This is a genomic window from Gelidibacter sp., from assembly GCF_039916245.1.
Lineage (GTDB): Bacteria > Bacteroidota > Bacteroidia > Flavobacteriales > Flavobacteriaceae > Gelidibacter.
The window spans coordinates 1-13,247 of sequence record NZ_JBDSLS010000175.1 but is presented as its reverse complement, the minus strand read 5'-3'; the positions used below and the strand labels follow the sequence as shown (position 1 = coordinate 13,247).

General features: G+C 38.2%; 12 protein-coding genes and 1 tRNA gene. 5 read left to right on the top strand and 8 right to left on the bottom strand.

Annotated elements, in window-relative coordinates; genetic code table 11:
- Nucleotides 1-2,113, bottom strand: a 2,113-nt coding sequence (locus ABIQ28_RS09515; protein ID WP_348036651.1) for a TonB-dependent receptor, incomplete at its 3' end; no start/stop codon positions are given.
- A gap of 485 nt (nt 2,114-2,598) precedes the next feature.
- On the opposite strand from ABIQ28_RS09515, the gene ABIQ28_RS09510 reads away from it, so the two are divergent.
- Both ABIQ28_RS09510 and ABIQ28_RS09505 read left to right on the top strand, forming a co-directional pair.
- On the top strand, nt 2,599-3,252 hold the full coding sequence (locus tag ABIQ28_RS09510; RefSeq protein WP_348036650.1) for a metal-dependent transcriptional regulator: 654 nt from the start codon (nt 2,599-2,601) through the stop codon (nt 3,250-3,252).
- 102 nt (nt 3,253-3,354) lie between these two features.
- Nucleotides 3,355-5,379, top strand: a complete 2,025-nt coding sequence (locus ABIQ28_RS09505; RefSeq protein ID WP_348036649.1) for a S9 family peptidase — start codon at nt 3,355-3,357, stop codon at nt 5,377-5,379.
- A gap of 134 nt (nt 5,380-5,513) precedes the next feature.
- Here ABIQ28_RS09505 and ABIQ28_RS09500 read toward each other — a convergent pair whose 3' ends face one another.
- The 7 genes from ABIQ28_RS09500 to ABIQ28_RS09470 all read right to left on the bottom strand — a co-directional run bounded on the left by ABIQ28_RS09500 (nt 5,514) and on the right by ABIQ28_RS09470 (nt 10,980).
- On the bottom strand, nt 5,514-5,900 hold the full coding sequence (locus ABIQ28_RS09500; RefSeq protein WP_348036648.1) for a helix-turn-helix transcriptional regulator: 387 nt from the start codon (nt 5,898-5,900) through the stop codon (nt 5,514-5,516).
- Complete coding sequence (locus tag ABIQ28_RS09495) at nt 5,891-5,968, bottom strand: hypothetical protein (RefSeq protein WP_348036653.1); 78 nt, start codon at nt 5,966-5,968, stop codon at nt 5,891-5,893. The genes ABIQ28_RS09500 and ABIQ28_RS09495 overlap by 10 nt, the downstream gene beginning before the upstream one ends.
- Before the next feature lie 347 nt (nt 5,969-6,315).
- Nucleotides 6,316-6,534: a hypothetical protein gene (locus ABIQ28_RS09490; protein ID WP_348036647.1), complete on the bottom strand. Its 219-nt coding sequence runs from the start codon at nt 6,532-6,534 to the stop codon at nt 6,316-6,318.
- 86 nt (nt 6,535-6,620) lie between these two features.
- Complete coding sequence (locus ABIQ28_RS09485; protein WP_348036646.1) at nt 6,621-6,761, bottom strand: FeoB-associated Cys-rich membrane protein; 141 nt, start codon at nt 6,759-6,761, stop codon at nt 6,621-6,623.
- Nucleotides 6,762-7,253: 492 nt separating this feature from the next.
- Nucleotides 7,254-9,353: a ferrous iron transport protein B gene (gene feoB, locus ABIQ28_RS09480; protein WP_348036645.1), complete on the bottom strand. Its 2,100-nt coding sequence runs from the start codon at nt 9,351-9,353 to the stop codon at nt 7,254-7,256.
- Nucleotides 9,354-9,581, bottom strand: coding sequence for a FeoA family protein (locus tag ABIQ28_RS09475; protein ID WP_348036644.1), 228 nt, complete (start codon nt 9,579-9,581; stop codon nt 9,354-9,356). It abuts the gene before it with no gap.
- Nucleotides 9,582-10,311: 730 nt separating this feature from the next.
- The gene (locus ABIQ28_RS09470; protein WP_348036643.1) at nt 10,312-10,980 is read right to left on the bottom strand and encodes an SCO family protein; all 669 of its coding nucleotides are present in this window, start codon (nt 10,978-10,980) and stop codon (nt 10,312-10,314) included.
- A 402-nt stretch (nt 10,981-11,382) separates the two neighbouring features.
- Here ABIQ28_RS09470 and rseP point away from each other — a divergent pair, with 402 nt between their 5' ends.
- From rseP to ABIQ28_RS09455, 3 genes are all read left to right on the top strand, one after another.
- Nucleotides 11,383-12,723 carry an RIP metalloprotease RseP gene (gene rseP, locus ABIQ28_RS09465; protein WP_348036642.1) on the top strand — a complete coding sequence of 447 codons (1,341 nt, stop codon included), beginning with the start codon at nt 11,383-11,385 and terminating at the stop codon, nt 12,721-12,723.
- A gap of 178 nt (nt 12,724-12,901) precedes the next feature.
- Nucleotides 12,902-12,975: transfer RNA gene (locus ABIQ28_RS09460), tRNA-Asn, on the top strand.
- Nucleotides 12,976-13,152: 177 nt separating this feature from the next.
- The coding region (locus ABIQ28_RS09455; RefSeq protein WP_348036652.1) for a GIY-YIG nuclease family protein at nt 13,153-13,247 on the top strand (95 nt) is incomplete at its 3' end.

Below are 13,247 nucleotides of genomic sequence, written 5' to 3'. Positions count from 1 at the left end.
CCTTATCAAAGGGATCGTTTGCTCGGGATATAATAAATGGATTGCCTTTGTTTGGCGTCCAATTGAGTAAGTTTTTTACACCAGCATAGATATCGATGTTTTTAAAGCCATCGTAGGTAAATTGAATATTTTGAATGCTCCAAACTGGTGAGTATTCTTTTCTTGGGTCTAAATCGCTTATAAGTGGCAATCGCATCGGGCCAAATAAATTCCCAGTATAATCTACCGTGATATTGGTGGGATAGTTTTTATACGAAAGCGACCATACACCTGAATATTGTTCGGTGAGCATCTGTTTGATGTTTTCGCCATCGTTGGTTTGTGAGACATCTTGAATGGTTGCGCCAATCGAGCCACGAATTCCACTTGCAAAAACGGCATCCACACTAAAACTGAAACCTCTTGAAACAGAATAACCATCAAGATTGGAATAGATAATTTGGTTGGGATTGGTATCATAATCAGGAATTATGGCATTTGTGAAATAGGTATACCAAGCAGAGGTATCAAAGGTAAATTGCATGCCACCCTTTGTGTAGAGTTTTTTCAAATAGTTTAAAGTGACGTTATAGGATTGTTCCGGGTTTAGTTCTTCTGTAACGATAACATCTCTCGCGCCGGTAATGGCGGCATGTTCTTCGGTAAATAAATTAACCACTCTAAATCCTGTTCCGGCATTTAAACGGATAATGTCGCTATCGGTAGGCTTAAATCTGTAAGCTAAACGTGGTGTAAAAATATTTCCGTGACGGGCATCGTAATCGTAACGCATTCCTACTAATAATTTTTGTTTCGCATCAAGGGTTATTTCATCTTGGACAAAAATAGAAGGGATGGTCACTTCATCAGCGCGTAATGTGGCCGGAGTATTGTCATCATAATAGTTGTAGCGTAAAGCTGTACCGAACAAAAGGTCGTGATTTTGCAACTCTTTATCCCAAATAAATTGACCAAAAGCAATGCGTTGTTGCGCTAAATAAAAGGTGTCGCCATAGGCTGAGTTTTGATCGTGATCGGCGTATGAGAATTGGAAATTCACATGTTCTTCAATAGGCAGTTGGTAATTTCCCAAGACTTCATATCTCGAGGTATAAACACTTTCGCCATAAACTTCGTCGCCACCGCGGTATTTTGAATTCCACTGCATTTCTCCACCCCAACGGTCTTCATAGAAATATCTGGCGGCAATGGAAAGCTGTCTGTTGTTTTCACGTTCAAAACTCCATTTCTGAAAAATGGAAATGCGGTCCTGTAGGGTGAGATCTGTGAAATTATCGTTGTTATTATCAATGGGATTGCTGTAGTTGAAATAATTCGCACCAAATAGCAAATTGGCCTTTTTACCCACCTTGGTTTTAAATCCGGCATCGAGATTTAATTCGCCCCAACCCGTCACAAAAGTATCCGCGAAAAATAGGGGAGCGTTTTCAGGTAATTTTGTAATTACGTTTATTAAGCCACCAACAGCTTCACTTCCATATAAAGAAGAGGCTGGACCTTTAACTATTTCCACTTGTTCTATTAAGGAGTTTGGAATCCCTGAAAGACCATATACCGTTGATAGTCCGCTAACAATAGGCATCCCATCGATAAGCACCAAAGTGTAAGGACCTTCTAAGCCATTAATATGAATATCTCCAGTATTACAGACGTTACAATTAATTTGCGGACGGACGCCATTCACATTTTGAAGGGCTTCAAAGATATTTGATGTTGGATTTTTCTTGAGGAACGTTGAGGTGTAAACTTCAACGGGCACCGGACTTTCTAATCGTGTCACGGCTTTTAGGGTGCCTGTAATGGTGATTTCATTTAAGGACTCGCCACCTTCTAAATTAAAGTTTACAGAAATATTTTTATTTGTGATTTTGATTTCTTTTTTGACGGTGTTAAAACCTGTAAAAGAGGCCACTATTTGATAAGTTCCTGGTGCAACGTTGCTGATGAGATATTTGCCGTTATCATCGGAAGTCGTGCCTTGTATGGTTTTTTCCAAATATACGTTTGCAAATGGAAGCGTTTCGTTATCAAAAGTAACAACGCCCTTTATCTCATAAGTTTGTTGTGCTTGTGAAATAAAAGAAGAAAGAAATAGCAGTATTATTAGTCTCATTGTAATTAATTTTCATGCAAAGTTAAATATATATTTAGATAAGCCTAAATTAATTTTAATGTTTGTTTTATTACAGGACGTAAATCGTGTTTTAGTTGTTTTAAAGCGCAGTGCTTAAGCCGCATGTGATTCATTTTCCGAATTGAATCGCATCTATTTTCATTACTCGAATTAAATGCTTAGCCAAAGCCAAAGAAACTTTTTGTCTAAAAAAAAATTATATTTGTAAACACTATTGTCTGATAGAAGAATCAAGACCACTGCGTTGACAGAACATAGAATATAGACTTGTGTCGTAAAACACTGAAAGCATTGGGTTTAAAACTTAAGGTTCACGCAAATGCGCGTTTTTTATAAGCGTTTGTAATAAAGAATAAAAGAAGTGCATAGTTGAGCAAAGCTTTAAAATCCTATATTTATTGAAGGTCACTCGAAGTACTGCAAGTTAATCGGACATCAATAATTTGTAAATAATATTTATTTGTATGACGCTCGCTGAAGAAAATTATCTCAAAGCCATTTATCATTTAGAAAATCAATCTACCAATGGTGTATCGACTAATGCGCTAGCCGAAGAAATGCAAACCAAAGCCTCTTCTGCTACTGATATGATCAAGAAGTTGGCAGAGAAAAATATGATTTCATATATTCCTTATCAAGGCGTCACGCTTTCAGAGGCAGGTCATGCCTACGCTGTCAAAGTGGTGCGGAAACATCGTCTTTGGGAAGTCTTTTTGTTGGAAAAACTCAACTTTTCATGGGATGAGGTGCACGATGTGGCCGAACAATTAGAACATATTAAATCAGAAAAGTTGACCGATAAGCTCGACGAGTTTTTAGGTTTTCCAAAAACAGATCCGCATGGCGATCCGATTCCGGATAAGCATGGCCATTTTGAAAAAGTGGATAAAACTAGTTTGACCAATGCTCAAGTAGGGATGACGTATGTTTGTGTTGGTGTGGATGACAGTTCCAGTGATTTTCTAAAATATTTAGATGGCAATAAGATTAGTTTGGGCACTGTCATTGAAATTCTTCATAAAGAACCTTTCGATAATTCGATGAAAATAAAATTTAACGAGGTCGAATTGGTAGTCTCAGAACATGTCGCAAAAAATTTATTTGTGAGCGCTATTTAATATCAATTTATCTTCTCAATAGCCAAGTTTGGCGCGTTCAGTTTATGAACTGATGACAATTAAAATGAGTAACTTGAGCGTTTTAATTTAAATCAACTGTTCATGTATCGTTTTTATTCCCTGCTAATTTGTGTTTTTACGTTTCAATTTGTAACTGCACAAACACAAAAACTGCCGTTTCAACCTATGGATGTCTTCGCCTTGGAATGGGCAACCGACCCACAAATTTCGCCTGATGGTAAACAGATTGTTTACAAACGAAATGGGTTTGATATCATGAAGGATAATGCGATCGGGAACCTTTGGATCATCAACGCCGATGGCACATCGCACCGTAAATTGACGTCGAGAGAAGTGAGCGAATCACAAGCTGTTTGGTCGCCAACGGGCGATCGTATTGTGTTTTCAAGCACGACAGACGAAGGCTCAGAAATTTATATGTATTGGATCGCCACTGGACAAATTGCAAGACTTTCTCAATTAGAAAAATCGCCAAGTTCATTAACCTGGTCGCCTGATGGAAAATCGATTGCTTTTACCATGTTTGTTTCAGAAAAACCACCAGTTGTGATTAAAATGCCTGAAAAACCAAAAGGCGCTAAATGGGCGGAACCAGCAAGAATTACCGACCGATTAAAACATGAAGCCGATGGCAGCGGGTATATGGAGCCTGGATTTACGCATGTTTTTGTAATTCCTGCAGATGGTGGCACGGCACGACAATTAACAAGTGGTAATTACAACCACCGTTCAGGATTGTCGTTTAGTCCCAATGGAAAGGATATTTATGTTTCAGGAAATCGCGTTGATGATTGGGAATACCGATTTAGAAACAGCGAAGTTTATAAAGTAAATGTTGATACCAAACAGATCACGGCATTGACTTCACAAGATGGTCCTGATCATTCGCCACAAGGATCTCCTGACGGAAAAACGATTGCCTATTTAGGTTATGAAGATAGATCGCAAGATCATCAAAATACGGTGTTGCAGCTGATGAATGCCGATGGAAGCAATAAACGCATCATTTCATCAGATTTTGACGGCAGTGTTTCTGATATCACTTGGGATGCGAGTGGTAAAGGTCTTTATTTCTTGTACGATATTCATGGTAATACCAAAGTAGGACATATGACTACCTCTGGAAAAATCACGAAATTGGCCGATAATGTGGGCGGCACCACTATTGGAAGGCCTTACGCTTCGGGTTCGTATTCAGTATCTCAAAATGGTACTTTGGTCTATACCCAATCACGACCGGAATATCCTGCGGAATTGGCCGTGGTTGAAAACAAAAAGAAAGCGACCTTAATTACCAATTTAAATGCGGACGTGCTCGATTATCGTGAATTAGGTCAAACAGAAGAAGTTTGGTACAAATCCACTTTTGATGGTAGAGACATTCAAGGTTGGATTGTGAAGCCGCCGTTTTATGACGCTTCAAAAAAATATCCATTATTGGTTGAAAATCATGGTGGTCCGATTTTAAATTATGGCGACCGCTTTACGGCAGAAATCCAGTTGTTCGCTGCAGACGGTTATGTGGTTTTTTATCCAAATCCTCGTGGCAGTACGAGTTATGGCGAAGAATTTGGCAATTTGTTAAAGAACAATTATCCGGGACAGGATTATAACGATGTGATGGATGGCGTGGATTATTTGGTTGAAAAGGGAATCGCTGATAACGACAGATTATTTGTAACAGGAGGAAGTGCAGGAGGCATCATGACCACCTGGATGATTGGTAAAAACCACCGTTTCAAAGCGGCTGCTGTGGTCAAGCCAGTCGTCAATTGGATCAGTAAAACTTTGGTGGCCGATAATTATTTTGGCTATGCGAATTCGCGTTATGAAGGACAGCCTTGGGAGAATTTTGAAACCTATTGGAAATTCTCGCCGCTATCACTGGTCGGAAACATCGAAACACCAACGATGGTTATGGTCGGCATGAATGATTTAAGAACGCCACCAAGTGAGGCCAAGCAGTTGTATCACGCTTTAAAGCTTAGAAAGGTAGAAACGGTTTTGGTGGAAATCCCTGATGCCTATCATAATATTGTCCAAAGACCAAGCAATTTGATCAGTAAGACGGCCCATATTTTGGCTTGGTTTAGGAAGTATAATTAATGTACTGTTCTAATTGTTGTGAGATAAATTTATCGTAAATGAAATCATTGTGGTCACATATCTAGAAATACGGAGCATTAAATAAAAAAGAGGCTATTTGAAAAAATGGCCTCTTTCGTTTTTAAAGAATTACATTAAGCAATACTGATGTTAAGATTCTTCCCAAGACCTACTTCAATTAGCTTATAATAGGTTGAAACTTGAATGTCGCTCAGACCACGTTCAATGCGCGAAATATAGCTTTTATTCGTTCCTGTTCTTTCGGCAAGTTCCTCTTGGGTTAAGTTAGCTTCTTTTCTCGCTTGTTTTAACATTACGCCAAGACGGAAGGCCAAAGACTCCGCATCGTATTTGTCACGTTTCTCACTGCCTTTCTCGCCGTATTTTTCTTTTAATATGTCTTCGAAGTCAATTATATTTTTCATTTCAAATGTTTGTTTTCTTCTAAATATTCTTTTTTTAATTTTTCCGCAAGTTTTATTTCCTTTCTCGGTGTCTTTTGAGTTTTCTTTTAAAAGCAATTGGTCAGAACTACTAAGTTACCATCGTCAAAAAAGCATAAAATTCGAATACTCTTAAAGGTTGTGATAACTCTAACTTCATAAATTCCGTCGGTGTTTTCAAGAGCCTTAAAGAATTTTTTGAAACCTGACGCTCAAATCGAACTAGGTCTATTACATATAGTATTTTTTCTTGGACGTTATCTTCTTGAGCTCTTAAAAAGTCCATGAAGTATTCACGATATGCAATTAATTTTCTTACCACTCTATAAAGTTAACTAATTAGTCAACAAGTTAGAACTGTTTTTAAGAATAATTAGATAAGGCTTTATGGTTATGCGATTAAAACACCTAGATTTCGATAGTGTTATGTGAGCGGGAATACTCCGTAATTTTTTGAGTCTGGATTTAGCTATTTAAGATAGAAAAACTACCATTAAGAAATGTTTTTAAGCACCTCTTTGTAAGAAGTTCTTTCGCCCTTCTCAAGTTGGCTGATTCCTTTTTTGATTTCAGCTTGTTCTGAAAAAGTTAATTCATTCCAAAAATCAGCTTTTTCGTTATTAATAAAGTCTGTTACCTTCTTTATGAAGTTATCGTTATTGATATTCAAAATTATTTTTACAAGCTCTATTTTTGAGGTTTTGATATCCATTTTGATTTTCTTTTCTCAAATTTACTAAAAATTGCCAATCAAAATGTATTTTCGTGTACGAAGGTTAACTTCTGAATACATTGACTTTAATGGCAATTATCACAATCATGATGATTTCCAAATGCCTTTTTCGATTTTCGTTTTTTCCAAAAGAATTTCTTGATCAAGAAACTTAAGGCAAGTCCTAAGGCTAGAAAGGTTAATATGGTTTGAATGATCTCGTTCATTTTAAATTGTTTTTATCGGTCCTCTCGTCTTCACTAAAGCTACGGATGGGCCAGCAGTCTTCCCTCCTTCGCTAAAGCTACGGACGGGCAGGCAGTTGGCAGCAGTCCTCAGTCTATAGTTTTTTTATCTTTGATAAAGCTACCGATAGTCGAGCTAGTAGCTATTTAGGTAAAAATCTTTGTGAAACTTCGTGCTTCTTTGTGCAACTTTGTGAAATAGCTTTTTTATAGGTCATCCTGAGCGTCCCTGATTAGTGTTGACCGTTGTTAGTTAAATCATTCATTGCCAAAACTATTTTTTTATTCACTCTCTTCCGATTGTAATCAGCGATTATTTATCAGTTTTATTATAGAACGCTGATGACGCTGATCTTGCTGGTTTTCCCTAATTTATTTTGGTTTTTATTTCTACCTATGAACTTTCATTAATCTGTCGTCTAACCGAATGCATTACGGTTCTGCGCCCTCCGTCATCGGTCATCCGTCCTCCAACTACTTCAAAACCTGAAAGGCAATCAATGCTATAATATACGCAAAAGCGGTCATAATTACAAGCTGAAGTACAGGCCATTTCCAAGTATTTGTTTCACGTTGTACAATGGCTAAAGTGCTCATGCACTGCATGGCAAAGGCGTAAAATAGCAACAATGAAATTCCTGAAGCGAACGTGAATAACGGGCCTCCCAACATGGGGTTGAGCTCGCCAGCCATCCTGTTTTTTATGGTTTCTTCGTCATCACTTCCCACGCTGTAAATCGTTGCCAAGGTGCCTACAAATACTTCACGGGCAGCAAAAGAGCTGACAAGGGCAATTCCAATTTTCCAATCATAACCTAAAGGTCTAATGGCAGGTTCAATGGCATGGCCGGTAATACCAAGGTAAGAATGTTCTAATTTATAGGAAGCGATGTGTTCATTCAGTTCTTGTTGCGTCAAGTTTTGGTCGGCAAATTCAGTGTTGACCATCTCTTCTGCTTTATTGAAATTCTCGCCAGGGCCGTAGGATGCCAAAAACCAAAGCACGATGGAAATTGCCAGTATGATTTTTCCAGCACCAAAAACGAAGGCTTTTGTTTTTTCTATTACCGTCAAAACCACATTTTTAAGCAGTGGCAGCTTATAATTGGGCATTTCAACTACAAAGAAGGTTTTGCTTTTAATTTTAAGAATCTTGTTTAAAATCATTGCTGATCCCAAAGCGGCTCCAAAACCGATCAAGTATAACAGCATTAGGGTCATGGCTTGGTAGCCCAATCCTAAAAAGCGACCGTCAGGGATAACCAAGGCAATGATGATCAAATACACGGGCAATCTGGCTGAACAGGTGGTAAATGGTGTTACTAAAATCGTAATTAAACGCTCCTTCCAATTTTCAATATTTCGTGTTGCCATAATTGCGGGGATGGCGCAGGCAGTTCCTGAAATTAAAGGGACGACACTTTTTCCACTCAATCCAAATCGGCGCATGCCTCTATCCATCAAAAAGACGACGCGACTCATATAGCCGCTTTCTTCAAGCACGGAAATAAATAAGAATAAAAAGGCGATTTGAGGGATGAAAATCACAATGCCTCCCAATCCGGGGATAATTCCCTCAGCTAATAAGTTCGTAAAAACACCTGGAGGTAAGGCGTTTTTGGTCCATTCGCTGAGCCATGCAAATCCGGCATCAATTAAGTCCATGGGGACGTTGGACCAATCGTAGATCGCTTGAAAAATGGTCAATAATATGACAAAGAAAATCACGTAGCCCCAAACTTTATGGGTTAAAACACGATCCAGTTTAATGCGTAAATCCTTGGCGGTGCTCAAATCGATGGTTTGTCCCTGCTTAAGGGTGTCGTTTATAAACTGATAACGTTTAATAGTCTCTTTTTGCTGGAGACGCTTTAAATCGGCTTTGGATTTGGTCTTGAAATTAGCGACATCTTCAATTTCATTTCTTTCGGTTTTGCCAAAATTCACATCTTGGGTAATGACCAACCAAAGTTTGTACAATAACTGATTTGGGAAAGCTTCACGCAAATTGTCAAAATAGTCCTTGTCAATTTCAGAAGCGTTCATGCAAGGTTTTGTTGACAAATCCCTATAATTAGAAATCAATTCTTTTAATTCAACAATTCCATTATTTTTTCTGGTGCTGACCAAGGCGATTTTGGTGTTTAGACGTTCTTCCAAATGCGGAATGTCCAAAGAAATGCCCTTGTATTGCATTCTGTCGGCCATATTGATGACCAAAATTGCAGGGATTTCTAAATCTTTGATTTGTGTAAAAAGCAGTAAGTTGCGTTTTAGGTTTTCAACATCACTGACGACCACGGCAACATCTGGGAAATCTTTGTCGTTTTTATTTAAAAGCAATTCGATGACCACATTCTCATCCAAAGAAGAGGCGTTCAGACTGTACGTTCCTGGTAAATCAAGAATATGTGCTTTTACGCCACGAGGGAGTTTGCAGAGACCTTCCTTTTTTTCAACGGTAATTCCTGGGTAGTTTCCTACTTTTTGGTTCAATCCGGTAAGCGCATTAAAAACAGAGGTTTTACCTGTGTTAGGATTTCCTATTAAGGCAACATTTATTTGTTTGCTCATTTATAAAATCTCTATTAAAATGTGAAGCGCAGTTTCTTTTCTGATCGCCAAATGAGTGCCATTGATGTTGAGGTACATGGGATCTGAGAAATAGGCGACTTGAACAAGTTCCACATAATTGCCAGGTAAACAGCCCATTTCGAGTAGTTTTAATGGGATGTAAATGGATGAAACGTCAGTAATAATACCGCGTTGCCCTTTTTTTAAATCTGCGACGGTTGCTTGCAAGCTTATTTAGATTGATTTTAAAGAAGCAAAAGTAAGCGAAAAAAGTTTTAGGTTCAAGAGTTTTGAATTTTAATCAATACCAATTGTTTGTTAAATATTCAGTCTCAGTCTCAGTCTCAGTCTCAGTCTCGGTCTCGGTCTCAGTCTCAGTCTCAGTCTCAGTCTCAGTCTCAGTCTCAGTTGCAGTCTCAGTCGCAGTCGCAGTCGCAGCTGTGGTCATTGCCGCAATTTCCCGCATTTGCTAAGGCTACGGACGGAATTAGGGTTTCAAGTTTCTGTTGTTTCGAATTTCTGTTGTTTTGGGCTTTAATCAATAATTGTTTGTTGAATATTCAGTCAAAGTCACAGTCAAAGTCGCAGTCAAAGTCGCAGTTGCAGTCACGGTCGCAATCGCAGTCGCAGTTGTGGTCATTGCTGCAATTTCGCGCCTTCGCTGAGGCTACGGACGGAATTAGGGTTTCAAGTTTCTATTGTTTCGAGTTTCTGTTGTTTTGGGCTTTAATCAATACCAATTGTTTGTTGAATATTCAGTCGCGCAGTCACAGTCGCGGTCACAGTCGCAGCTGTGGTCATTGCTTCAATTTCGGGCCTTCGCTGATGCTACGGACGGAAGAGCGGTTTCGATTTCAACTTCAACTTCAATTTCAGGTTCAAATTCAGTTTCAATTACAGTTTCAATTTGTTTTCTGCATTTGCACACCTCAAAACTCTGCGCCTCTGCGAGAGATTTCTACCCGTGTTTCTTCAACACCTTAATATCTTCCAACAACCGTTCAATATCATCAGGTTGAGTGCCGTCATAATAACCTCGGATTTGTTGTTTTTTGTCAATCAGCATAAAGTTTTCAGTATGAATCATATCGTATTGATCGCCATTGCCGTCTTCTTTGACTGCTAAATAACTTTTTCTAGCCAATTCGTAGATGGCTTTTTTATCGCCTGTAACTAAGTTCCATTTGTTATCGTCCACACCTTTTTCAAGAGCATATTTTTTTAACTGTGCCACATCATCAATTTGTGGGGTTACAGAATAGGAGAGGAGCATCACGTCATCATCCTTAGCAATTGCTTTTTGAATTTGAACCATATGATCGGTCATAATAGGACAGATGGTTTGGCAGGTTGTAAAAAAGAAATCCGCCACATAAATCTTATCCGCGTAATCATCTTGAGTAATCGTCTCACCATTTTGATTTGTCAGACTAAAATCGGCAATCTTATGATATTTACTTTGGTACTGAACCGTGCTGTCCACCATTTCAAAATTCACCATGGATGGTTGATAAATGGGAAGCACTTTTTTCGGGGTCAGGATATTAATCATGATTGAAATAACGATCGCCGAAAAGATGAATAGGGCGATTCCGAAGAATTTATATTGCTTAAAAAATTCGCGCATTTTTATGGGTTTTGAGTACGTTTCGTGTGATTTGCGTGCAAAAATACGACAGATAAGCTTCAAACAGCTGTTTTTAATGCTAAAATTACGGGTAATACAGGGTTAACATTGCGCTCTCCACCCTGCGTTTTGTAATTTCACACGCAAAAGACCAATCGTCAGAATTGCTGATTATATTCCAATTTGTAATAGTGATCATTAACTTGTTCAGTATTTCGATTGTATCCAAATGATAATCCCAAATGTATCGGAATCACCACCTGTTTTTTACAGAACTTCAAGCCAATGCGGAAGACATTAATAAATCGTTGTTAAAAAACCAGTGAATCGAAAAGGTTTAGTTTTCTGAATGGGGTTAAAAGACTACTTTTGTGCCTTATAATTTTTTTTGAAAAGAGATCAATGGAGTTTGTAATTAAAATTTCTCAATTTTTATTGAGTTTGTCCCTATTAATCGTGCTTCACGAGTTAGGGCATTTTATTCCGGCAAAATTATTTGGAACGCGAGTGGAGAAATTCTACCTGTTTTTCGATGTCAAATATAGCTTGTTTAAGAAAAAAATCGGCGATACCGTTTATGGTATTGGTTGGTTGCCGCTTGGTGGTTACGTGAAAATAGCCGGAATGATTGACGAAAGCATGGACAAGGAGCAAATGGCACAACCGCCACAGCCTTGGGAGTTTCGTTCCAAACCTACATGGCAGCGTTTGATTATCATGTTGGGTGGGGTCACGGTCAATTTTGTTTTGGCCTATTTCATTTACGTATTCATGTCTTTCGGATATGGCGACACGGATATTGCTTCTAAAAGTATAAAGGATGGGTATTTAATCGAAAATCCGTTGTTAACCGATTTAGGGTTTAAAACTGGAGATAAAATCGTTAAAGTTGGTAATACTACTATTGTAAATGAATCGGATGTTCGAAGTAATATCATTGGTGCTGAAAACATAACCATTGAACGCGATGGAACTGAACAGGTCATCGCCTTGCCTGAGGATTTCTTAGGACAATTATCCACTAGTAAAGATAGAAGGCTATTTGAATTAAGAATGCCTTTTGTAGTGGGAGTCGTTCCAGATTCTTCTTTAAATAAATCAGCGGATTTACAGAAAGATGATGTTATAAAATCAATAAACGGACAACCAGTGCCTTATTTTGATCAATTTGGAGATGTGTTAAAATCTTTAAAAGGTCACTCGGTAAAAGCTGAGATTTTAAGAGATGGCAACTCAGAAGTTATCGATCTTCAAGTGGATGATAATGGTAAGCTTGGAATTTATGCTGGTGGTAGTATAAATAAGTTCTCTGAACTGGGCTATTTTGATATTGTTAAAAAGGAATATACGCTTGGCGAAAGCTTTGGAGTGGGTTACGATAAGTTTACCGGTCAAATCACAGGCTATTTCACGCAATTAAAATTAATTTTCAGTCCGAGTACTGGTGCTTACAAAGGTGTTGGTGGGTTTAAGGCTATTTTTGATATTTTCCCTTCTTCTTGGAGCTGGGAACACTTTTGGGCCATTACAGCATTCCTTTCAATCATGTTGGGAGTTCTGAATTTGTTGCCAATTCCGGCATTGGATGGTGGTCACGTGATGTTTTTATTGTACGAAATGATCTCAGGACGCAAACCTTCAGAAAAATTTTTAGAGGGCGCTCAGGTAGTTGGATTCGTGATTCTCATTATGTTAGTATTGTTCGCCAATGGCAATGATATCTTTAAAGCAATAATGGATTAAAAATATTTCAAAATAGTTTTGTTCAATTGAAAAAACATACTATATTTGCAACCTCAAAATAAGGTATTAGGCCTTGTCCTTTAGCTCTCCAAAAGAGCATCGGAAAACGTTCTTTAAAAGAAAAACAAAAGCAAATTTCTGAATGATCAGAAAAGCTTAAAAATATATAAATTAACCTTCCTCTTTAGCTCAGTTGGTTAGAGCATCTGACTGTTAATCAGAGGGTCCTTGGTTCGAGCCCAAGAAGAGGAGCAAACAAAGCCGTTACGTAAGTAGCGGCTTTTTTGTTTTTGGTGGGTTTTGGATTTAATCAGAGTGCCAAAAGCTTTCGTGATTGGTTCGAGCCCATTGCTTGCCCCAATTACTATCGGGAAGGAGCAGCAAACAAAGCCGTTACGTAAGTAGCGGCTTTTTGTTTATATTCACTTTATGAATCATTGCTGCTATATATTATATTCGGAAAAGTTATCGCGATATTATATTGGTTATAGTTCTGATTTAAGCGTTCGTCTTATTTTTCACGA

What these genes read in the sequence shown, in the direction of transcription:
- ABIQ28_RS09510 (WP_348036650.1), top strand. Translation starts at nt 2,599, where the DNA reads ATGACGCTCGCTGAAGAAAATTATCTCAAAGCCATTTATCATTTAGAA.
- ABIQ28_RS09505 (WP_348036649.1), top strand. Translation starts at nt 3,355, where the DNA reads ATGTATCGTTTTTATTCCCTGCTAATTTGTGTTTTTACGTTTCAATTT.
- ABIQ28_RS09490 (WP_348036647.1), bottom strand. Translation starts at nt 6,534, where the DNA reads ATGGATATCAAAACCTCAAAAATAGAGCTTGTAAAAATAATTTTGAAT.
- ABIQ28_RS09485 (WP_348036646.1), bottom strand. Translation starts at nt 6,761, where the DNA reads ATGAACGAGATCATTCAAACCATATTAACCTTTCTAGCCTTAGGACTT.
- feoB (WP_348036645.1), bottom strand. Translation starts at nt 9,353, where the DNA reads ATGAGCAAACAAATAAATGTTGCCTTAATAGGAAATCCTAACACAGGT.
- ABIQ28_RS09470 (WP_348036643.1), bottom strand. Translation starts at nt 10,980, where the DNA reads ATGCGCGAATTTTTTAAGCAATATAAATTCTTCGGAATCGCCCTATTC.
- rseP (WP_348036642.1), top strand. Translation starts at nt 11,383, where the DNA reads ATGGAGTTTGTAATTAAAATTTCTCAATTTTTATTGAGTTTGTCCCTA.